The organism is Grimontia sp. THUN1695, from assembly GCF_059704325.2.
The window spans coordinates 2,371,357-2,391,691 of record NZ_AP046577.1; the positions used below are offsets into that span (position 1 = coordinate 2,371,357).

Annotated in this window: 15 protein-coding genes; 12 read left to right on the top strand and 3 right to left on the bottom strand. The window is 51.2% G+C overall.

Going from position 1 to position 20,335, the window contains the following annotated elements; all coding sequences use genetic code 11:
• Positions 1-76: 76 nt before the first annotated feature.
• Positions 77-418: an iron-sulfur cluster insertion protein ErpA gene (gene erpA / locus AC6IB1_RS14275; protein WP_040528752.1), complete on the bottom strand. Its 342-nt coding sequence runs from the start codon at positions 416-418 to the stop codon at positions 77-79.
• Between the two features lie 218 nt (positions 419-636).
• On the opposite strand from erpA, the gene hemL reads away from it, so the two are divergent.
• The 5 genes from hemL to AC6IB1_RS14300 all read left to right on the top strand — a co-directional run bounded on the left by hemL (position 637) and on the right by AC6IB1_RS14300 (position 9,600).
• A complete protein-coding gene (hemL, locus tag AC6IB1_RS14280; RefSeq protein WP_497567211.1) occupies positions 637-1,926 on the top strand; it encodes a glutamate-1-semialdehyde 2,1-aminomutase in 1,290 nt (429 codons plus the stop codon).
• Positions 1,927-2,048: 122 nt separating this feature from the next.
• Positions 2,049-3,470, top strand: a complete 1,422-nt coding sequence (locus tag AC6IB1_RS14285) for an IS1182 family transposase (RefSeq protein ID WP_497567121.1) — start codon at positions 2,049-2,051, stop codon at positions 3,468-3,470.
• A gap of 321 nt (positions 3,471-3,791) precedes the next feature.
• Positions 3,792-4,874, top strand: a complete 1,083-nt coding sequence (locus tag AC6IB1_RS14290) for an AI-2E family transporter (protein ID WP_497567212.1) — start codon at positions 3,792-3,794, stop codon at positions 4,872-4,874.
• 81 nt (positions 4,875-4,955) lie between these two features.
• Positions 4,956-5,981, top strand: a complete 1,026-nt coding sequence (gene rsmC / locus AC6IB1_RS14295) for a 16S rRNA (guanine(1207)-N(2))-methyltransferase RsmC (protein WP_497567213.1) — start codon at positions 4,956-4,958, stop codon at positions 5,979-5,981.
• Positions 5,982-6,222: 241 nt separating this feature from the next.
• Positions 6,223-9,600, top strand: coding sequence for a response regulator (locus tag AC6IB1_RS14300; protein WP_497567214.1), 3,378 nt, complete (start codon positions 6,223-6,225; stop codon positions 9,598-9,600).
• Positions 9,601-9,724: 124 nt separating this feature from the next.
• On the opposite strand, the gene AC6IB1_RS14305 is transcribed toward AC6IB1_RS14300, so the two are convergent.
• Positions 9,725-11,146, bottom strand: coding sequence for an IS1182 family transposase (locus AC6IB1_RS14305; RefSeq protein WP_497567215.1), 1,422 nt, complete (start codon positions 11,144-11,146; stop codon positions 9,725-9,727).
• Positions 11,147-11,652: 506 nt separating this feature from the next.
• The gene (locus AC6IB1_RS14310) at positions 11,653-11,832 is read right to left on the bottom strand and encodes a hypothetical protein (protein ID WP_497567216.1); all 180 of its coding nucleotides are present in this window, start codon (positions 11,830-11,832) and stop codon (positions 11,653-11,655) included.
• Positions 11,833-11,905: 73 nt separating this feature from the next.
• Here AC6IB1_RS14310 and AC6IB1_RS14315 point away from each other — a divergent pair, with 73 nt between their 5' ends.
• The 7 genes from AC6IB1_RS14315 (at position 11,906) to AC6IB1_RS14345 (ending at position 20,292) form a co-directional block, all read left to right on the top strand.
• Positions 11,906-13,588 carry an ABC transporter substrate-binding protein gene (locus AC6IB1_RS14315; protein ID WP_497567217.1) on the top strand — a complete coding sequence of 561 codons (1,683 nt, stop codon included), beginning with the start codon at positions 11,906-11,908 and terminating at the stop codon, positions 13,586-13,588.
• A 119-nt stretch (positions 13,589-13,707) separates the two neighbouring features.
• Positions 13,708-14,694 carry an ABC transporter permease gene (locus tag AC6IB1_RS14320; RefSeq protein WP_005503958.1) on the top strand — a complete coding sequence of 329 codons (987 nt, stop codon included), beginning with the start codon at positions 13,708-13,710 and terminating at the stop codon, positions 14,692-14,694.
• Between the two features lie 2 nt (positions 14,695-14,696).
• Positions 14,697-15,725: an ABC transporter permease gene (locus AC6IB1_RS14325; RefSeq protein ID WP_497567218.1), complete on the top strand. Its 1,029-nt coding sequence runs from the start codon at positions 14,697-14,699 to the stop codon at positions 15,723-15,725.
• On the top strand, positions 15,725-16,690 hold the full coding sequence (locus AC6IB1_RS14330) for an ABC transporter ATP-binding protein (protein ID WP_497567219.1): 966 nt from the start codon (positions 15,725-15,727) through the stop codon (positions 16,688-16,690). The genes AC6IB1_RS14325 and AC6IB1_RS14330 overlap by 1 nt, the downstream gene beginning before the upstream one ends.
• Before the next feature lie 28 nt (positions 16,691-16,718).
• A complete protein-coding gene (locus AC6IB1_RS14335) occupies positions 16,719-17,708 on the top strand; it encodes an ABC transporter ATP-binding protein (RefSeq protein ID WP_497567220.1) in 990 nt (329 codons plus the stop codon).
• A gap of 27 nt (positions 17,709-17,735) precedes the next feature.
• Positions 17,736-19,439: a glycoside hydrolase family 9 protein gene (locus AC6IB1_RS14340; protein ID WP_497567221.1), complete on the top strand. Its 1,704-nt coding sequence runs from the start codon at positions 17,736-17,738 to the stop codon at positions 19,437-19,439.
• Positions 19,432-20,292, top strand: coding sequence for a glucosamine kinase nucleotide-binding domain-containing protein (locus tag AC6IB1_RS14345; RefSeq protein WP_497567222.1), 861 nt, complete (start codon positions 19,432-19,434; stop codon positions 20,290-20,292). The genes AC6IB1_RS14340 and AC6IB1_RS14345 overlap by 8 nt, the downstream gene beginning before the upstream one ends.
• Positions 20,293-20,335: the final 43 nt, after the last annotated feature.

Consider the following 20,335-nt stretch of genomic DNA (forward strand, 5'->3'; position numbering starts at 1 on the left):
GGCACATATCCATCAAGCCCGTTTGATGAACTATCCGGCGTCAAAGTGCACCGGATGTTTGTACGTGTTATACAGTTTATACGCTGAAAGATGCACCACAACCACAAGTCGTGGTTGCATTCGGGTTATTGACGAAGAAACGTGAACCTTCTAACCCTTCGGTGTAATCGACTTCACCACCAATCAAGTATTGCAGGCTCATTGGGTCAACCACCAGAGTAACACCACATTTTTCAATGGTCATGTCGCCATCGTTTACGTTTTCATCAAACGTAAAACCATATTGGAAGCCACTGCAGCCGCCGCCAGTGATATACACACGCAGCTTCAGGTTCGGGTTTTCCTCTTCCTGGATCAGCGTTTTTACCTTATTCGCCGCGGTTTCAGTAAACTGCAACGGCAACGTGGTATCGCTCATTTCTACCTCACAAAACGTCTTTTTATTTGATTGCATTATCCAGTACCTGACTAAAACGTTCAAGTATTGGTCATCAAATGGAAATTTAACCCGCAATATACACCATGTTTGGGGCGGATGTGATGCCTACCTCATCATCTATCTCGCACCCAGTAAACGTATCCCGTACAATACGTAACAACCGTGAATTTATGACCCAAATGGCCCAGGAAAGAACCATGACAAAATCAGCCGAGCTATTTCAACAAGCCCGAAAAACCATCCCCGGTGGTGTGAACTCCCCGGTTCGCGCTTTTGCAGGTGTAGGGGGCGACCCTATTTTTATCGAGCGTGCTGACGGCGCTTACATTTACGATGCCGACGGCAAAGCCTATATCGACTATGTCGGCTCGTGGGGTCCGATGATTCTGGGTCATAATCATCCAAGCATCCGTGATGCTGTGATTGCAGCAGCGGAAAACGGTCTGAGTTTCGGCGCACCGACAGCGCGCGAAATTACCCTGGCCGAGCTGGTCAGCAAGCTGGTGCCATCAATGGAAATGGTGCGCATGGTAAGCTCTGGGACTGAAGCCACCATGAGCGCAATTCGTCTGGCACGTGGTTTTACCCGCCGCGATAAATTCATCAAATTTGAAGGCTGCTACCACGGCCATGCAGACTGCCTGCTGGTGAAAGCAGGCTCTGGTGCTCTGACACTGGGTGAACCGACTTCTCCGGGTGTGCCAGCTGATTTTGCCAAACACACCCTGACCTGTACCTTCAATGATCTGGCGTCCGTCCGTGCCGCTTTCGAGCAGTATCCAGAAGAGATCGCGTGTATTATCGTCGAACCGGTAGCAGGCAATATGAACTGTATCCCGCCACAGGAAGGCTTCCTTGAGGGCCTTCGAGCACTGTGTGATGAGTTTGGTGCGTTACTGATTTTTGATGAGGTAATGACAGGCTTCCGTGTTGCACTGGGCGGCGCGCAGGCACATTACAACATCAAACCCGATCTCACAACACTAGGTAAAGTTATCGGTGGTGGTATGCCGGTCGGTGCCTTTGGCGGTCGTCGTGACGTGATGGAATACATTGCACCAACAGGCCCGGTTTATCAGGCGGGTACCCTGTCAGGCAACCCTGTTGCCATGGCTGCCGGTGAAGCGGCACTGACGGAGCTTGCCAAAGAAGGCAATGAAGCACGCCTGGCAGAGCTGACCAAGCGTCTGGCTGAAGGTTTCAAAGCCGCTGCAGACAAACACGGTGTTGCCCTGACTACCAACCAGGTCGGCGGCATGTTCGGTTTCTTCTTTACCGACAAAGCACGTATCACCTGTTTTGCTGACGTGCAGCAATGTGATATTGAGAAGTTCAAACGCTTCTTCCACCTGATGCTGGAAGAAGGCGTGTATCTTGCACCATCAGCCTTTGAAGCCAGCTTCACATCACTGGCCCACGGTGAAAAAGAGCTGGAAGCAACGCTTGCCGCAGCAGACCGCGCGTTTGCCAAACTGGCAGCAGAATAAACCTGAAAGGTGTCAGAAAACGGAGCTCAGGCTCCGTTTTCAGACTGCTGACAAAGCCCTGGCCATTTGGCTGGGGCTTTGATCTAATAAGGGATAAGCAAATCAATCATGGATGTGGTGACATGCTTAAAGACCCTGGCCCTCAGCAATATGAATTCGAGATGGTGACACTCGAACAGTTGGTTCCCAAAAACCATCTTGTTCGCAAAATCGATGCTGCCGTCGACTTTGAGTTTATCCGCGACGAAGTCGCCCATCTCTACTGCCACAACAATGGCCGTCCTGCGATAGACCCCGTTCGCCTGTTCAAAATCCTGCTCCTAGGCTTCCTCTTCGGTGTTAAAAGTGAACGCCAGCTCGTCAAAGACATCGAGGTCAATGTCGCTTACCGCTGGTTCCTTCGCATGTCACTCACTGAAAAGGTGATTGATGCGTCCACCTTGAGCCAGAATCGCCGCCGTCGCTTCAATGATACCGACGTGTTCGAACGCATCTTCATCCGTATCGTCGAACAGGCGATGAGCAAAGGTATGGTCGAGGGACGCGTCTTGTTTACCGACAGCACTCACCTGAAAGCCAATGCCAACAAGCGTAAATACCGTAACGAACTGGTGAAACAAAACGTCAGTGCTTATGCCGAGCTGTTAGATGAAGCGGTTGACGCTGACCGTGCAGCAGAAGGAAAACGCCCACTCAAACCGAAAGATGGTCACATTGAGAAAAACACCAAAGTCAGCACCACCGACCCAGACAGCGGGTTCATGACACGGGACCAAAAACCACAGGGCTTCTTCTACCTTGACCATCGCACCGTCGACGGCAAACACGGCATCATCCTCGACACCCATGTCACGCCAGGCAATGTGAATGACGCCCAACCGTATATCGCCCGTCTGGATACCACGTTAGCGCGCTTTACGCTCTCGCCTGTTGCCGCCGGGCTTGATGCCGGTTACTTCACCGCGACTATCTGCCATGAACTGGAGCAGCGCCAAATCCTGCCGGTGATGGGATACCGCCGGCCGCACCGTACGAAGAATCCTATCAAGAAAAAGCACTTTCATTACGACAAAGAGACGGACCGCTATCTCTGTCCTCAGGGACAGGAGCTGGTTTACAAGACCACCAACCGTCAGGCATACCGCGAGTATCACTCTGACCCACAGATATGCAAAACCTGTCCGCTGCGCGATGATTGCACCAAGAGCAAGAATCACAAACGGGTGATAACCCGGCACCTGTTCGAGAAATCGGTAGAGAATGCCAATGCCTTGAGGCTGACAGCCTGGGGAAAGAAAGTGTACCGACGACGGGCAGAGACGGTGGAGCGAAGCTTCGCAGATGCCAAACAACATCATGGCCATCGCTATGCGAGGTTCCGTGGTCTGTTGAAAGTACAAATCCAATGCTGGTTGGCGGCAGCAGCGCAAAACATCAAGAAGATAGCCTTACTGGAGGCTTATCTTCGCAAAATCGGGCTCAATACACGGCAAATAGTCCAGATAGTGACGCAATTTAGCGTCTATGGGCTAAAAGCAGCCTGAACATAACAATATGGAAAAATAGCGCGATCGCGGCCTTCGGCCGCTAACAAAAGAAAACCCCGCTTGAAAAAGCGGGGTTAGTCAGCAATCTGAAAACGGAGCTCAGGCTCCGTTTTTTATTGCCAGTTCAACGCCACCAGCACAACAATTACCGCAAGGCATAACAACGGCAGGCTCACCCTGCGTCGTTTTTTAGGCTCACACTTGCCATCACAGCACGGCATGATTTTTATCCTTTCTCGTTGAATCGTCACAACGTATCATAAGCGTCACACTACACTGTTCTCCAGACCTTTTAGCGAGAAACTGAGGAGCTGAGCCGTGGCATCATTCAAAGCCGAACCGAGACACTGGATATTGATTGGCGCATTAGCCCTGGCCGCTTATGCCTGCTATATGTTGATCGCCCCCTACATGGGCTCAATTGTGCTGGCCTTCATCGTCTCCTTGTTGTTTTTCCCCCTGCATGACCGCATCGAGCAAAAACTGCCATCACACACCAACATAGCAGCAGCCCTCTCCTGCACTTTGCTGACGGTGATGATTATTATCCCGATGATTTTTGTTGCTGCCGCTATCCTGGGCCAGGGAGTGACATTTTTCACCGGCGCCTACGAATGGCTGACGCAAGGGGGCGCCAAGGCGATACTCGATGCGCCTTTGGTTAAATCTGCTCTGACCCTGGTCGACAAATGGCTACCCACGGAATCAATTAATCCGCAAGAGCTGGTCGCCAAAGCCGCTTCCACCGTTTCGGCTCTCAGTTCGCAGATGATAGGGATGAGCTCAAAGATTCTGGGCGATGTGACCGGTGTTTTCGTCAACTTCCTGTTGATGTTGTTTGTGCTCTTCTTTCTGCTCCGCGACCATGAAAAGATCATCAACACATTGCGCCACGTCAGTCCGCTTTCCCGCAGCCAGGAAGATACCCTGCTGGATGAAGCGGAAAAGGTCGCCAAATCTGCCGTGCTGGGTTCTTTTCTCACCGCATTGGCACAGGGTTTTGTCGGGGGCTTTGCTATGTGGCTGGCAGGTTTTGCCGGCCTTTTCTGGGGCACCATGATGGCATTTGCCTCCTTTATTCCCGTCGTCGGTACGGCGCTTATCTGGGTCCCGGCTGCCGCCTACCTGCTCTTGATTGGACAGTGGGAATGGGCTGCGTTTCTGGCTGGCTGGGGGGTGATTGTTGTTGGCTCAGTTGATAATCTCCTGCGTCCGCTTCTGATGCAGGGCAATTCGGGGATGAATACCCTGCTGATTTTTTTCTCCTTGATTGGGGGCCTCCATGTCTATGGCTTGATGGGATTGATTTATGGACCGATTATCTTCTCACTGACTCTGGTACTGTTTCGTATGTACGAAACAGAATTCCACAGCTTTTTGGAGAAACAGGACAACACCTGACCGCAACGGCGCGGCTGTATTCCCTCCCACCCCAGTTTGTGGGAGAATCCGCGCCTCCTAGTTTGATAGCCAGAGGTATCCATGCCCTACACTGCCCCCAGCCAGATCGCGGCCCGTCAACTCGCCTACTTTGAAGGCAAACATGTACTGCTTGCCGGCGAGCTGGAAGATACTTTTGCGACAGAATTGTTGGGTACGGCAGAAAGTGTCAGCATTTTTACCACCAATCTGGCATACGCTAACCAGATGCGCCGCTTTGACGGCATTGATGTCCAGTTTGGTGAGGTCTACCAGCCAACGTCCCCTGTCAACATGGTGATGCTGTACTGGCCGAAAGCCAAAGCCGAAGCCGAGTTCCTTCTGGCGATGTTGATGGCCACCCTCGGTAAAGGGACTGAGATTGTGGTGGTTGGCGAAAACCGAAGCGGTGTGAAGAGTATTGAGAAAGCGTTTGTCCCCTATGGCAAGGTTACCAAGTTCGATTCAGCCCGCCGTTGCAGCTTCTATTGGGGGCAATGCGACAAGGAACCTGCACCCTTCTCTTTGGACGACTGGTATAAGAGTTATCCGTTGAATGTGGGTGAGCAATCACTGACTATCCGCTCTTTGCCGGGGGTGTTCAGTCACGGCGAGCTGGATGCCGGAACCCAACTGTTGCTGGATGCCCTGCCAGCATTAACTGGCAGCGTACTGGATTTTGGCTGCGGCGCAGGTGTGATTGGCGCTGCCATTAAACAACGCTATCCGGAAACCCATATCACCTTGGTCGATATCAGCGCACTGGCTGTCGCTTCCGCCCGGGAAACACTGCGTTTTAACCACCTTGATGGTGAGGTTTTCGCTTCCGATGTATACAGTGACATTAACACCCCGTTTAATAACATCGTCAGCAACCCACCGTTTCATGCCGGGTTGAAAACCCATTATACGGCAACAGAAACCTTCCTTAGCGAAGCCCCAGCGCATTTGCATCCTCAGGGGCAACTGATGATTGTGGCGAATAACTTCCTTCGTTATCCGCCTTTTATCGAAAGTGCATTCGGACACTGTCATACACCCGCGAAAAACAATAAATTCACTATTTACCATGCCGTTAAAAACGGCTAAATCGGGGGGGGGGGGGAGAGCAGGAAGGCTCCCTTCTTGAAGAAATCTATACCCCCTCGTTAAAAACGTTAATTTTGCGCACTGGCACGTAGTTCATTACTGACTTACTTGCCAACAAAAATTAAGCCGGTATAAGGACAAAAGATCGATTTCTTTCATACATATGCGCTGTCGTCCTCCCGTCGTCAACTTCCACAAGCTCGGCTGACTTATAGCGCCTTTTCATTTGTCAGGCAGAAACATGCAAAAAAAACAGAAATTCAAGCGATTGAAGCACACGCTGATGCTCGCTTTTCTGGTGCTGAGTATTACGCCTCTCACCCTGCTGGCGATCTTCTTTTTGGAATCTCACAGCAGCGATCTCGAACAACAGAGCACCACACACCTTTCCTTCCTTCGTGACAATAAGAAAGAGCAAATCATCAGTTATTTTGCGGCGCGTCAATCCGAAGTAAAATCCTTCAGCCGTTCTGAACTGGCCACTGCCAGTGGTGGCCGTTTTTATGGTTTGATCGCCGCTTTCCATCAACTTGGCGATACGGAAAAAGAAGCACGCAAAACGGCACGTGAACGATACGCGGCCTCCCCACCCCAGAACCAGGCCCAAACGCCCCAAGATGCCAACTTCATTGGCAGCGAACGCTATCGCCTGCTTCACAAACGCTATGACTGGGCCTACAAGGAGCACCTGAAGCGTTCGGATTTTTCTGACATCCTGCTTGTCGATATCCACGGCAATGTGGCCTATTCCGCATTGAAAGATGATGTGTTTGCCGCCAACCTGTTGTCTGAGCAATGGCGTGATACCGCCATCGGCAAAACCTTTGCTGAGCTCCATGATATTGCCAATACCCCGTTGGTTGATGACGACGATATGCCTATCGTTTTCAGCGATTTTTCCCAGCAGGGAAATGGCGAGATGGTGGCCTGGTTTGCAGCCCCCATCATCCAGCAGGGATATCTACACAGCTATGTGTTGTTCCGGCTGACAAATACAACACTGGATAAGATGCTAAAAATTTCCCCGCAGGAAAAGGGGTATATCAGCACCCTCCTGGTGGGAAGTGACATGATCCCGCGAAATATTGTCAGCACAGAAAAGCTCACCCCAATCAATAGCAATGCCATTGAAGCGGCGCTATCCGGGCTTCGTGATGTCGGCAGTTTCCTCAGCCCCAATAATGAGCGTGTACTCGGTGCTTACGCACCGGTTCAGATACAGGATAAAACCTGGGCACTTATTCTCGAATTACCGGAAGAGGAGGCATTCGCACGCATCTATCAGCTGGAAAAAATTTTTGTGGTCGTCATGGTGATCGCTATCTTACTGGTCGTCATCGGCTCACACCTTCTGTCTCATTCTATTACCGCACCACTGTTGAAGCTCACCTGGGCCGCGGAGCAAGTCTCAGCAGGCGATCTGGACCAGAAGATAAATAATACCGATCGTGAAGACGAAATTGGTCGGCTTGCGGTCAGCTTTGCCCGTATGCAGCGCTCAGTACGTGACAAACTGGCGCTTATTCGCGAGCAGAATAAGGAGCTTGAGCAAAACATCCAGCTTATCAAGCAAAAGAATGAAGAATTACAGCAAGCAGATCGAATGAAGGATGACTTCCTTGCCACCACATCCCATGAGCTTCGCACACCGCTTCACGGCATGGTAGGGATTGCTGAATCGATGCTTGCCGGGGCTGAAGGGCCATTACCGGAGCGCCAGAAACACCAGCTTCGTATGATCATCAACAGCGGTGAACGCCTGTCGAACCTGGTTGATGACCTGCTCGACTACCACAAAATGCGCTATGGCGATCTTGAAATTTCCCCACAAGCAGTAGACACCGCCAATGCTGTGCGTCTGGTGATTGAGCTTTCCAGCCACCTGTTAGGCGGGAAACCGGTACGTATTATCAATCAGGTACCGATTGACCTGCCACTGGTGAGGGCAGACGGACAACGCCTCGAGCAAGTGCTTTACAACCTGATAGGCAATGCCATTAAGTATACCGACGAAGGCAAAATCATCATTTCCGCAACAGTGCTGGAAGGGCAATTACGCATTCAGGTAGTGGATACCGGCCAGGGGATCCCTTCCGATCAGCTGGAATACATTTTTGAACCACTCACGCAAGCAAACGGCAACAATAACCAGTACCGCCAGGGTGCCGGCCTTGGCCTTTCAATCAGCCGCCAGCTGATTGATATTATGGGAGGCCAGCTGTATGTATCCAGTCAACCTATGGTCGGCACAACATTCAGCTTTACCTTGCCACTGGCAACTGAAGAAGACAAAGCCAAAACCCGCCTTGCCAACAACGTGCACTTTGCAGCTCCACATGCCGAGCTTGAGCCGGTTGATTACACCCAGTTGCCGGAAAACCCGGACGGCCCTCTTATTCTGGTTGTCGATGATGAACCAGTGAACCTGCAGATCCTGAACAACTTCCTGCGTCTGGAAGGGTATCGTGTCAAGGCCGTAGAAAATGGTCGGCAAGCGATTGAGTCCATCACCATGGAAAAACCGGCACTGATGCTGCTTGACGTGATGATGCCAGAGCTCAGCGGGTATGAAGTATGCACTCATCTTCGTGAGCGCTACAGTCGTGCTGAGTTGCCGATCATTATGCTCTCTGCACTGGGGCAGGTTCAGGACAAGGTCAAGGGCTTTGATGCCGGTGCCAACGATTACCTGACTAAGCCGTTTAATAAAGATGAGCTTAGTGCCCGCATCCGCGCCTATATTAATGCCTCCCTGACAGAACAGGAGCGGGAACAAAACCGTGCCCTGCAAAAAGAAATCCACTTCAGAGAGCAAGTAGAAGCGGGCCTTAGGGAGGTGCAAAACCGACTACTCGGCATGCTGGATACCGCCTCGGAAGGCATTATCTGCGTACAGGAAGGTGGGCGTATCACCTATGCCAACGATGCTTGTAGTGAGATTTTCCATTTAAGTGCCGAGCAGATTGAACGCCACCAACTGGATGACTTCCTTGCCATGGCACTGCCTGAGCCGGAAGCAAGCCGGGGCCATTACAGTGGCCAGTTCAGGTTTAAAGTGGAAGGTGACATCGTCAATATTGATACCGATCTCATCACCTTGCCGGAGTCATCAGGCCTGCAGATGATGCTTATCCTGAACACCGGTAAAAAAGCCTCATCACACCGGGTACACCTGCTGGAGAATGCGGTATCGGCCCTCGCCGATTATGCCTATGACGGCGATCTGGAGAAACTGCAACAACTCAGGGAACTGGGTGGGGAGTTTACCCGTATGGCAGACCGTTTCTCAGGTAACAAGCCGGACAAAGCCAATATATTGCGTGAAACCTTAGTGAAGGTCATGACCATGACACTGGGCTACTGGAGCCACTCAACCGGAAAAACCAAGTTTGATCTTGCAGAAGAAAGCGGCTTGTGGCGTGTGTATCTGGACCGAAGCACCCTACAAACCCGGACACTGGATAAATACCTGCACGTCGAGACAGTACCCAAATCCCCGCGCTGGCGAACGGTGATCAGCACGATTGATTTTGTGTTGGAACGCTGCAGCGATGAGAACAAGGAGCGAAGCGAACTCGAAATGCTCAGGGAGCGTCTCCAAAAACTGATCGCCCGTTAGCCCTTACCTCACTGCCCCTTTCGGGGGCAGTTCAGATTGCTGACTAACCCCGCTTTTTCAAGCGGGGTTTTCTTTTGTTAGTGGCCGAAGGCCGCGATCGCGCTATTTTTCCATATTGTTATGTTCAGGCTGCTTTTAACCCACAGAAGCTGATTTGCTTCACTATCTGAGCTATTTGGCGCGTATTAAGCCCAATTTTGCGAAGATAAGCCTCCAGTAAGGCTATCTTCTTGATGTTTTGCGCTGCTGCCGCCAACCAGCATTGGATTTGTACTTTCAACAGACCACGGAACCTCGCATAGCGATGGCCATGATGTTGTTTGGCATCTGCGAAGCTTCGCTCCACCATCTCTGCCCGTCGTCGGTACACTTTCTTTCCCCAGGCTGTCAGCCTCAAGGCATTGGCATTCTCTACCGATTTCTCGAACAGGTGCCGGGTTATCACCCGTTTGTGATTCTTGCTCTTGGTGCAATCATCGCGCAGCGGACAGGTTTTGCATATCTGTGGGTCAGAGTGATACTCGCGGTATGCCTGACGGTTGGTGGTCTTGTAAACCAGCTCCTGTCCCTGAGGACAGAGATAGCGGTCCGTCTCTTTGTCGTAATGAAAGTGCTTTTTCTTGATAGGATTCTTCGTACGGTGCGGCCGGCGGTATCCCATCACCGGCAGCATTTGGCGCTGCTCCAGTTCATGGCAGATAGTCGCGGTGAAGTAACCGGCATCAAGCCCGGCGGCAACAGGCGAGAGCGTAAAGCGCGCTAACGTGGTATCCAGACGGGCGATATACGGTTGGGCGTCATTCACATTGCCTGGCGTGACATGGGTGTCGAGGATGATGCCGTGTTTGCCGTCGACGGTGCGATGGTCAAGGTAGAAGAAGCCCTGTGGTTTTTGGTCCCGTGTCATGAACCCGCTGTCTGGGTCGGTGGTGCTGACTTTGGTGTTTTTCTCAATGTGACCATCTTTCGGTTTGAGTGGGCGTTTTCCTTCTGCTGCACGGTCAGCGTCAACCGCTTCATCTAACAGCTCGGCATAAGCACTGACGTTTTGTTTCACCAGTTCGTTACGGTATTTACGCTTGTTGGCATTGGCTTTCAGGTGAGTGCTGTCGGTAAATAAGACGCGTCCCTCGACCATGCCTTTGTTCATCGCCTGCTCGACGATGCGGATGAAGATGCGCTCGAACACGTCGGTATCGTTGAAGCGACGGCGGCGGTTCTGGCTCAAGGTGGACGCATCAATCACCTTTTCGGTTAGCGACATGCGAAGGAACCAGCGGTAAGCGACGTTGACCTCGATATCTTTGACGAGCTGGCGTTCACTTTTAACACCGAAGAGGAAGCCTAGGAGCAGGATTTTGAACAGGCGAACGGGGTCTATCGCAGGACGGCCATTGTTGTGGCAGTAGAGATGGGCGACTTCGTCGCGGATAAACTCAAAGTCGACGGCAGCATCGATTTTGCGAACAAGATGGTTTTTGGGAACCAACTGTTCGAGTGTCACCATCTCGAATTCATATTGCTGAGGGCCAGGGTCTTTAAGCATGTCACCACATCCATGATTGATTTGCTTATCCCTTATTAGATCAAAGCCCCAGCCAAATGGCCAGGGCTTTGTCAGCAGTCTGCACTGCCCCTTTCGGGGGCAGTTTTCCTTTTCCCTAAAGATGTTAACACACCTGACCTTGTCACATTCCGCACACCGTTTATCGCTCTGGTTTAGGGCATGATTATCCACTTATTTTTTGCATGAAATTCAACATATGTTTGCTCTTACTCCTGCTAAGTAACCCATTCTTTCCACCAGAAAATCTGCACCATTTTTAACCATATTCAAACGTACTCAGATTGATTTTCTGTTTATGAGAACAGAATCACAACAAACTCACGCCTCAAATTTTCAGCAAAAAATTAACGGAGATAACAAACAGCGATCCAGATCACCCAAACAAAATCTAAAACGAAAAGTCATATTAATAAGAGCCAAAAAAGAGAGTGAGAACTAACATAGATTAAGGTGACGCATTAATGACGTGCGTTTTTTGACCTGCGTCAATAAGCAACACGTGGTGTTAAAAACGTTAATATTGACGTTTTTGACGCCGCCATTTTTATTTTTAACGGTTTTAACGGGCGACCGAATTGACCCCAACGTGGAACCGGCGTTTCCTTACATTGCACTGAGCCTGCACGGCCATGTGAATACACAGGATCACTTGTCTGTTTATTCATAGCGGGTTCCGGCCTGACCTCATTGATTAACGGTCAGAACCAAGTGGAACAAAGCAACTAGTAAGGAACAGCTATGCTTGCCAATCTTAAGAAAACAAAACTTGCAGTAGCCGTCGTTGCGGCCGCAGCGTCGGTACTGACAGCACCGGTTGTCAGCGCTGCAGAAAGAACTGAACTGACTATTGTACCTGACTTCTACCCACAGCTTACCCGTAACTTCAACCCGTTCTTGCAGAACAACCTGAAGACGACTCTGGACTTTGTTTACGAGCCACTGGTTATCTTCAACCAGCTGGACGGCAATAAGCCTGTTATGCGTCTGGCGAAGGACTACACCATTTCAGATGACCTGAAAAAAGTGACCTTCGAAATCCGTGACGGTGTGAAGTGGTCTGACGGCACACCTTTCACTGCAGAAGACGTGGCATTCACTTATAACCTGATCCGCGAAAACTCAGCACTTGACCTGGCGGGTAACGCAGCCCTGATCACTGACGTTAAAGTGAAAGGCAACAGCGTTGAAATTACCCTGAAAGAAGCAAACTCTTCTGCACCTTTCAAACTGGTTCAAACGCATCCTGTTCCTAAGCACATCTGGAGCAAGATTGACAAGCCTGAAGCTTTCGCAAACGAAAACCCTGTAGGCTCAGGCCCATTCACCGAAGTCGATACCTTCACCAGCAACCTGTATGTTCAGTGTGAAAACCCGAACTACTGGGACGCGGACAGCGTTGCAATCGACTGCCTGCGCATGCCTCTGATCAACAACAACGATGGCCTGCTGTCTAAGATTGTTGCTTCTGAGCTGGACTGGACGTCATCGTTCATCCCAGACATCGATGCGGTTTACGCGTCAGTGAACAAAAACCACAAGTACTGGCCAGCACCTGTAGGTAGTGCGGTTAACCTGCTGGTTAACTTCGAACACCCAGATGCAGCGAAAAACGAAGCCTTGACTAACGTTGACTTCCGTCGCGCAATGTCGACTGCTATCGACCGTCAATCCATCATTGACATCGCATTCTACGGCGCCGGTTCTCCAAACCACTCTGCTGCTGGTCTTGCTGAGCTTTACCAAAGCTGGTCAGACAAAAACACCTATGAAGCAGCGAAGAAATTCAACACTTATAACGTTGAGTTCTCTAAAGAGCTTCTGAAGAAAGCAGGCTTTAAAGACACCAATGGTGACGGTTTCGTTGAAACCCCATCAGGCAAGAGCTTTGAGCTGGCTATCCAGACGCCATCTGGCTGGACTGACTGGAACAACACAGCACAACTGGCTGCTGAAAACCTGGCAGACGTAGGAATCAAAGCGAAAGCCGTTACGCCTGACTTCTCTGTATACAACCAAGAGATGGCGGGTGGTACGTTTGATGTTGCGCTGACCAACTACTTCACGGGTCCAGATCCACACCAGACTTGGGACACTGGCTTCCACTCTCGCTTCATGGCGAAAGAAGGTAACCCACGTTTCGCGATGCACCGCTTCAAGAACGCAGAAGTAGACACCCTGCTGGAGAAATTCTACTCAACAGCGGATCGTTCTGAGCAACTGGAAATGGCACACAGAATCGAAAAGATCCTGTCTGATAATCAAGTTGTTATCCCAGTACTGTCTGCGGCGTCTACTTACCAGTTCAACGAAACACGCTTCACTGGTTGGTGGGATGCAGAGAATCCAAAAGGCCGTCCAATGATTTGGCAAGGTATCAATGAGCGTCTGCTGCACATCCTTGATCTGAAGCCTAAATCTTAATCTCTAAATCTGGCGGCGCACCCGCGCCGCCTCTTTCCAAAGATAGACAATCGGTATTTTTGACCTTGGAGCTTTAATTCTTTGGTTGCGGCTTTATCGTGCCACGTAAGGTGTGAGTTATGGGATTTTTTCTTAATAGATTACTGTTTTATTTTGGCGCGTTGCTTATCGCGATTACGCTGAACTTTATTTTGCCACGCGCAATGCCAGGTGACCCTGTGACCATGATGTTTGCCAATGCCAGCGTACAGGTCACTCCTGAGCGTATTGCAGCGATGAAAGAGCTGCTCGGCTTTGTAGACGGTCCCATCCATATTCAATTCCTGACTTACTTAAAAAGCATCTTCACCTGGGAATTGGGTGTTTCCACCACTTTCTACCCAATGACAGTGAATGAGTTAATCGCAAAGTCACTGGGTTGGACTCTATTCTTGGCGGGCACCTCTGTCGTCATGGCTTTCTGCATCGGCTCTGTTGTGGGTATCTTTGCGGCCTGGCGTCGCGGAAGCCGCTTCGACTCTTTTGTCTCCCCGGGTTTTATGGCACTGCAGGCAATACCACCTGTGGTTATCGGTATGCTGATCCTTTTCGTTTTCGGTATCACTCTGAAATGGTTCCCGACTTCTTACGGTATGCCCGAAGGTGCCATCCTTGACTGGTCAAGCTGGGACACTTACACCGGCATCATGTACCACGCTGTACTTCCCCTGTTTTGCGCAACCATCGCCCAAATCGGCGGCTTTCTGATCAACATGCGTAATAACATGATCAACCTATTGGCAGAAGACTACATCACCATGGCCAAGGGAAAAGGCCTGACAGAGAACCGGGTGGTATTCAACTACGCCGCACGTAACGCACTGCTCCCAACAGTGACTGCACTCTCTATGGCACTGGGTATGGCGGTTGCCGGCCAGCTGGTGGTTGAAATGATTTTCCAGTATCCGGGTCTCGGCACCGCAATGCTGAACGCCGTTAATGGCCGCGACTACCAAGTGCTGCAAGGACTACTGATTATCCTGACGCTGGTCATGCTGTGTTTCAACTTCATTGCTGATGTTCTCATCGTATTGCTCGACCCACGCCTGCGTAAAGGAGGCAAATAATCATGAACGGTATCTTTTCAATTATCCGGGGCAACCCTAAAGCGCTTGTCGGTGTCAGCCTCATTTTTATGTTCATTATCGCAGCAGTATTTGCCCCTTTTTTGTCAAAGTATGACCCACAGAAACGTACAGGTAACCCGCATGAGTACCCTGCCGTAGTGGTAAAGATGGCGCAAGCAAATCCAGATGGATGGGTAGCGGAAAATCTGGCTGACAACCCACGCCGTCTTCGCATTTCGAAAGATGCTGAACACGTAATGGGAACGACCCGTCTGGGCCGCGATATCTGGTCACAGGTGGTTCACGGAGCCCGAACCTCTTTGTTTGTCGGTTTCACTGCCGGTATCTTCGTATGTGTGGTTGCGACCATTATGGGGATCTCTGCCGGTTATTTCGGTGGACGTGTCGATAACGTGTTGTCCGGTGCGATGAACGTGATGTTGGTGATGCCACAACTCCCCATTGTCATGGTCGTTGCCGCGTTTGTCGGTCAGGCTGGGCCGCTTACCATCGCACTGGTTATTGCCTTAACCTCCTGGGCATGGGGAGCCAGGGTAATCCGCTCCCAGACATTGGCCATCCGTGAAAAAGAATTTGTAAAAGCTGCAGAAGTTCTGGGCGAATCTCGCCCCCGCATCCTGTTTGTTGAAATCCTGCCAAACCTTATCCCTCTGGTCGGCGCAAGCTTCATCGGTTCAGTGATGTACGCCATCTTGACAGAGTCTGTGCTGTCATTCATCGGCATGGGTAGTCCAAATGCCGTGAGCTGGGGTTCGATGCTGTACAACGTGCGCACCTCTTCTGCCATGCAACTGGGTATCTGGTGGGAAGTACTGGCGCCATGTCTGGCTCTGAGTCTCCTGTCATTTGCGCTGGCATTGGTTAACTTCGCTGTTGATGAGATCGCGAACCCGCAGCTACGTGCCCAGAAAGGCCTTAAGCGTTGGAAGAAGGTCCAGCAGGAAGAAAAGAAAGCCCGCGAACAGGCTGACGTTGCACCACAAGCTACAGTTTTGAGCGGAGAAAAATAATGACTGAAACACAACTCTCTATCCGCAACCTATGTGTTGACTACATTACTGACGCGGGCGATGTACGCGCGGTAAACAACGTGAGCTTTGATATTGGCAAAGGCGAAGTTTTTGGCCTGGCCGGTGAGTCCGGCTGTGGTAAATCTACTGTTGCCTTCTCGCTGATGCGCCTTCATAAGCCGCCCGCTTATATCAGTGGCGGCGAAGTATTCTTCAACGGCGAAGACATCATGCGATACAGCGATGAACGCATGAGCCGCTTTCGCTGGAAAGAGATATCCATGGTGTTCCAGTCAGCGATGAACGCCCTGAACCCGGTCCTGACCATGGAAGAGCAGTTCTGTGATGTGATCATGCGCCATACCAATATGACACGCGATCAGGCAAAACGCCGCGCAGAAGGCCTGCTGGAAATCGTAGATATCCACCCAAGCCGTTTAACGGATTACCCGCACCAGTTCTCCGGTGGTATGCGTCAGCGTTTGGTGATTGCCATTGCTCTGGCATTGAACCCAAAAATGATAATCATGGACGAGCCGACGACTGCCCTCGATGTGGTGGTACAGCGTGAGATCCTGCAAAAGATCTATGCGCTAAAAGAAGAGTTCGGCTTCTCAATTCTGTTCATTACCCACGATTTATCCTTGATGGTCGAATTCACTGATCGCATCGGCATCATGTATGCCGGTCAGTTGATTGAAGTTGCACCGTCAAAAGAGATCCTGAAAACCCCGTATCACCCTTACACCGAAGGCCTGGCAAGTTCATTCCCTCCGCTGACAGGGCCTAAAACGCACCTTTCAGGCATTCCTGGTAACCCGCTGAACCTGCTTGAAATTCCGCAGGGCTGCCGTTTCCAGGCTCGCTGTAGCAAAGCCAAGGATACCTGTTTTAAGGACGCAACAACCCTGACTCAGATTGAGCCAAACCGATTCACCAACTGCCACCGATTTACAGGCAAGTAATCGGCTTTCGCGACTTGTAGGAGTGAGCATGACTAAAGAATTAGGCCAACCGATTGTTGAAGGGAAAAACTTGGTAAAGGACTTCCCGATCAGCAGTAACGCGCTCAACAAGCCAATGATGCGCGCACTGAATGATGTGTCATTCAAACTGTATAAAAGCCGCGGTCTGTCGGTAGTAGGTGAATCCGGCTCAGGAAAATCTACCACCGCCAAAATGATCGCCAAGATGTATGCGCCAACGGCAGGTTCTATCGAGTACAAAGGGCGTGATATTGCGACCATCACCAAAAAGAACGATCTGATGACGTACCGTGAAGGCGTTCAGATGGTGTGGCAAGACCCGTTCGGCTCCCTGAACCCCACACATACTATCTTCCATCACATTGCCCGCCCGCTGCACATTCACAAAAAAGCGAGCAGCAATCCGAAAGAGTTGGAAGAGCAGGTATATGATCTGCTGGATCAGGTCGGTCTGACACCACCCAAAGAAACCGCACAAAAGTATCCCCATCAGCTTTCCGGCGGCCAGCGCCAGCGTGTCAACCTGGCAAGGAACATCGCAGTCGGTGCAGAAGTGGTGCTGGCCGACGAACCCACTTCCATGCTTGACGTCTCTATCCGCGCAGGTGTTCTGAACCTGATGGAGGAGATGAAGTTCGAGAAAGAGATGGCCCTGCTGTACATCACACACGATATCGCCACTGCCCGTTATATCGCAGAAGATCTGGCGGTGATGTACGTCGGTCATATGGTGGAATGGGGCGATTGCGAAGAGATCATTCACCGTCCCCAGCACCCATACACGCGCCTGTTAGTGTCAGCCGTGCCAGATCCGTCTAAATCCATCCACACCGAGCTGGAAGGCAACAAAGGCGAGATCCCGCTTTGGACCCCGGATTCTGTAGGCTGCCCATTTGCAGGCCGTTGCCTGCAGGCGACAGAGAAGTGTCGTGAAGCACTGCCCGGTGTCACCAAACTGGGCGATAACCACTTTGTTCGCTGCTACTTGTACGAGTGATCCTCGTCAAGCATTTTAGGAGGTAAAATGCAGCTGTTGACCAACCATATCGGTTATGAGCGCTTTGGCAGTAAACAAGCGCTGATTCTTGCCCGGCAAGAAATGACTGCAACACACGCCGATATCGTAGATTGCCACACAGGGCAATCAGTGATGCAGCTGCCTGTTTGTGCTTGTGGTTCAGTAGACCAATGGCATACCGGCGATGTTTACCGTATTGATTTCTCTGCGCTCCAGACATGCGGGGATTTCTTTGTCAGAGTCGGGGGCGTGTCGTCTCCGGCTTTTTCTATCGCAGACGGTATCCTGTTTGATCGCACCTTTTCAGATGTGATCCACTACTTTAAATCCCAGCGTTGTACAGGCACGTTTGATCAACGCGATCGCGCCACGCCGATCTTCGGCACCGACCGTCTCGTTGATGTTCATGGTGGATGGTACGATGCGTCAGGTGACGTCAGTAAATACCTCAGCCACCTTTCTTATGCCAATTATCTAAATCCCCAGCAAATTCCGATGGTTGTCTGGAATATGCTGACCACCCTGGACACCCTTTCTTCAGAACTGGCCCCGTTTGCCAAAAACCGTCTGTATGACGAAGCGCTGTTCGGCGCAGATTTTCTAGTTCGTATGCAAGATCCTGCCGGGTATTTTTACCTGACCGTTTTCGACAAATGGAGCAAAGACACCAGCCAGCGTGAAGTCTGTGCCTATGAGACGCAGCAAGGCTATAAAACCAGCGCTTACCAGGCTGGTTTCCGTCAGGGGGCAGGTGTTGCCATTGCCGCCTTAGCTGCTGCTGCCCGTTTAGGTGTCGCTGGCGAATTCGATGTCAAGACTTACCAGAAGACCGCAGAAACCGGCTACTGGCACTTGAAGGAAAATAACCCTTCCTACCTGGATGATGGTCAGGAAAACACTATCGATTTTTACTGCGCGCTGCTGGCAGCCACCGAACTGTTCAAACTTACAACCAGTGAGCGCTACCTTGAAGAAGCACGTTATTGGGCAACCCGCCTTGCCGAACAACAACAGAGTGATGATCGCGTTAATCACTTCTGGTCCGCTAACGGTGACGGCTCCCGCCCGTATTTCCATGCGGCTGAAGCAGGCTTACCGGCAATTTCATTGATGCAGTACCTTCAGGTGGAAGGTGACAGCACGCTGAAAGCGAAATTCACAGGAATTCTTCTCAATGCGCTGGATTTTGAGCTCAGCATTACTGCCGAAGTGAACAACCCTTTCGGCTACCCTCGCCAGTACATCAAAAATGTCGATGCGGAAAAACGCACCAGCTTTTTTATCGCCCAGCGCAATGAAACCGGCTACTGGTGGCAAGGGGAGAATGCCCGTTTAGGCTCACTCGCCGCCATGGCCTATATGGCCACCGGTTATGTGTCTGATGACACGCAAAAAGCCAGACTCCGCGAATATGGTCAGCATGCCCTGAACTGGATTGTGGGTCTCAACCCTTACGACATGTGCATGCTTGACGGCCATGGGCACAATAACCCGGATTACCTGCCCCATCTGGGCTTTTTCAATGCCAAAGGTGGTATCTGCAACGGTATCACCGCCGGTTTTGACAATGAGCATGACATCGCTTTCAACCCGCAGGGACAAAAAGACGACATGCTGCAGAACTGGCGTTGGGGCGAGCAATGGATCCCGCACGCCGCCTGGTACCTGTTAGCCATTGCGATGCAGAAGAAGGATGTCGCCCATGGCTAGTTACTACTGTGGAGTCGATGGTGGCGGTACATCCTGCCGTGCACGCATCGTAGACGAAAACGGCCAGTTTTTGGGTGAAGCCAAAACCGGCAGCGCCAATATCCTTCTGGGTGTAGAGCTCGCCATGGAGAATATCCAACGTGCGATATCCCAGGCGGCTGAGCAAGCGAGTATCCTTGATTTATCTACCCTGTCGGTCGGCCTTGCGCTTGCTGCTGCCGAGCAAAAATCAGCCTGGTATGCCTTTATGGCACTGCCTCACCCTTACAAGCACATGACTCTCAACACGGATGGGTATGGTGCCTGTATGGGGGCATTTGGTGGTGGTAACGGAGCAATCGTCATTGCAGGCACCGGCTCTGTCGGTCTCTATCTGGAAAATGGCCACCAGCACGTGGTTGGTGGCCGCGAATTCCCCATCTCCGATCAAGGCGGAGGTGCTGTGATGGGATTACGCCTGATCCAGCAAACACTGTTGGCACATGACGGCCTTCGCTCTCGCTCCTCCTTGTCAGATCACGTCCTGGCCCACTTCAATCACGATCTCGACGCCATTGTTGAATGGTCTAAAACTGCGAAACCGCGGGATTACGGTCAGTTCAGTCCGACAATTTTCGAACTGGCAATGGCGCGAGATGAACTTGCGATGGCGTTACTGCAAGACTCTGCTGACGACATTGAACGCCTGATCCTCGGTCTTAACCGAAAAGGGGCAAAACAAATTGCACTCATGGGCAGCATTGGAGAACGCATTGTGCCCTGGCTATCCCCGGCCGTTCAATCTTTGCTGGTTCCCCCACAGGCAGATGCTATGGCCGGCGCTATTTTGATGCTATGGCCGGCGCTATTTTGATGGCGCGCGGTGATCACAACCTTTTTCCTTTTTCGAGGTAAGC

What these genes read in the sequence shown, in the direction of transcription:
- erpA (WP_040528752.1), bottom strand. Translation starts at nt 418, where the DNA reads ATGAGCGATACCACGTTGCCGTTGCAGTTTACTGAAACCGCGGCGAAT.
- hemL (WP_497567211.1), top strand. Translation starts at nt 637, where the DNA reads ATGACAAAATCAGCCGAGCTATTTCAACAAGCCCGAAAAACCATCCCC.
- AC6IB1_RS14285 (WP_497567121.1), top strand. Translation starts at nt 2,049, where the DNA reads ATGCTTAAAGACCCTGGCCCTCAGCAATATGAATTCGAGATGGTGACA.
- rsmC (WP_497567213.1), top strand. Translation starts at nt 4,956, where the DNA reads ATGCCCTACACTGCCCCCAGCCAGATCGCGGCCCGTCAACTCGCCTAC.
- AC6IB1_RS14300 (WP_497567214.1), top strand. Translation starts at nt 6,223, where the DNA reads ATGCAAAAAAAACAGAAATTCAAGCGATTGAAGCACACGCTGATGCTC.
- AC6IB1_RS14305 (WP_497567215.1), bottom strand. Translation starts at nt 11,146, where the DNA reads ATGCTTAAAGACCCTGGCCCTCAGCAATATGAATTCGAGATGGTGACA.
- AC6IB1_RS14310 (WP_497567216.1), bottom strand. Translation starts at nt 11,832, where the DNA reads ATGAATAAACAGACAAGTGATCCTGTGTATTCACATGGCCGTGCAGGC.
- AC6IB1_RS14315 (WP_497567217.1), top strand. Translation starts at nt 11,906, where the DNA reads ATGCTTGCCAATCTTAAGAAAACAAAACTTGCAGTAGCCGTCGTTGCG.
- AC6IB1_RS14320 (WP_005503958.1), top strand. Translation starts at nt 13,708, where the DNA reads ATGGGATTTTTTCTTAATAGATTACTGTTTTATTTTGGCGCGTTGCTT.
- AC6IB1_RS14325 (WP_497567218.1), top strand. Translation starts at nt 14,697, where the DNA reads ATGAACGGTATCTTTTCAATTATCCGGGGCAACCCTAAAGCGCTTGTC.
- AC6IB1_RS14330 (WP_497567219.1), top strand. Translation starts at nt 15,725, where the DNA reads ATGACTGAAACACAACTCTCTATCCGCAACCTATGTGTTGACTACATT.
- AC6IB1_RS14335 (WP_497567220.1), top strand. Translation starts at nt 16,719, where the DNA reads ATGACTAAAGAATTAGGCCAACCGATTGTTGAAGGGAAAAACTTGGTA.
- AC6IB1_RS14340 (WP_497567221.1), top strand. Translation starts at nt 17,736, where the DNA reads ATGCAGCTGTTGACCAACCATATCGGTTATGAGCGCTTTGGCAGTAAA.
- AC6IB1_RS14345 (WP_497567222.1), top strand. Translation starts at nt 19,432, where the DNA reads ATGGCTAGTTACTACTGTGGAGTCGATGGTGGCGGTACATCCTGCCGT.